The sequence below is a fragment of the Pseudozobellia sp. WGM2 genome, assembly GCF_017810075.1.
Lineage (GTDB): Bacteria > Bacteroidota > Bacteroidia > Flavobacteriales > Flavobacteriaceae > JADNYK01.
Window position 1 is genome coordinate 1 of sequence record NZ_JADNYK010000027.1, and the last position, 1168, is coordinate 1168.

The 1168-nt window shown below is 34.6% G+C and carries 2 protein-coding genes; both read right to left on the minus strand.

Going from position 1 to position 1168, the window contains the following annotated elements:
- Nucleotides 1–181 precede the first annotated feature (181 nt).
- Nucleotides 182–607, minus strand: coding sequence for an SRPBCC family protein (locus IV512_RS19630; protein WP_209406445.1), 426 nt, complete (start codon nt 605–607; stop codon nt 182–184).
- Nucleotides 608–646: 39 nt separating this feature from the next.
- The gene (locus tag IV512_RS19635) at nt 647–1024 is read right to left on the minus strand and encodes a nuclear transport factor 2 family protein (RefSeq protein WP_209406447.1); all 378 of its coding nucleotides are present in this window, start codon (nt 1022–1024) and stop codon (nt 647–649) included.
- Nucleotides 1025–1168 lie beyond the last annotated feature (144 nt).

Genomic DNA, 1168 nt, shown 5'->3' on the forward strand with positions numbered 1-1168 from the left:
ATCGCTCAACCTGTTTCCTGAAATTTCAAGGAAAAAACTTGTTTTTTGACACAGTACCTATGAGTAGTTGCGTGGGTTAGCACTTAACTTTGCAAGTACTCACCAAGCTGAAAATCCGTGAGGATTTTCAGAAGTAGACGAGAACCAGCAATTACTTATAGCCATTGTTGGCAACTGGCTTTTATTTTTCCGATTCTACATATTTTTTAAAATTTCCTAAAATAGCTTGCCATCCTGCCCGTTGTTGTTCGTCCGAATTAGTTCCTTCTGCATCGAAAGTTTCACTTACGGTCACTTCATTTCCATTTTCTGAAAAGTCAATTTTTACAAGTCTCCCATCAGACATTTTGTAAGTGATTAATTCCTTTTCGATTATTTTCTCATAATCTCCAGTAAAATCAAATCCCATACTTCCATCTTTGGCTTCCATTCTCCAAGAGAATTTACCATTTGGTATTAAATCATTTTCAGCTTTTGGACAGTACCATTCATCTGTGGCGAAATTCCAATTCTTGATGTGGTCAGGTTTGGTCCAGAAATCCCAGACTTTATTAATGTCTGCTTTTACAGTAGTTTGGACAGTTATTGTAGGATTTTTTGATTTCATTTTACTTGTTTGATTTTTATAGTTGGTTTTAAAATATTGCTAAATTCCGATTACGTATGATGTTATTGATTTTACTTTGGTTCCTTTTGCTCCACTAAATTCATAAAAGTCCGAAAATGCATATTTTTTACCGTTCTGCATTTTTATAATTCCGCTTACAGCACCTTCTTTTCCGTGAGTTAAAATTCGGTCGAGTATCAATTCCGATGCTTTTTCCTTTTCCATCTTTTCCAATTCCTCCGTGAATTTTGCCTTTCCCTCAATTTTTTTGTCGCCAATTATATTCCACACAATTTTATCCGTAACGCTTTCTGCCAAAAATTCTGAATTTCCTTTCGCAAATGCGATATTTATTTCTTTTAAAAATTCCTTTTTCGGTGCATTTCCGCAATCAGAACTTACAGTTATTTTTGTCATTTTTCCGAATCTTTAATTTCAGTTCCGAGTTTTTTAGCTTGTTGCCAACGGTCTCGGCTCGTATGTTTGTTTCTTAAGTTGAAGATAAGATATTTAGAATAATAAAAGAGTTGATATAGAAGAGTGATTTCGAGGTTCGGCTGG

What these genes read in the sequence shown, in the direction of transcription:
- IV512_RS19635 (WP_209406447.1), bottom strand. Translation starts at nt 1,024, where the DNA reads ATGACAAAAATAACTGTAAGTTCTGATTGCGGAAATGCACCGAAAAAG.
- IV512_RS19630 (WP_209406445.1), bottom strand. Translation starts at nt 607, where the DNA reads ATGAAATCAAAAAATCCTACAATAACTGTCCAAACTACTGTAAAAGCA.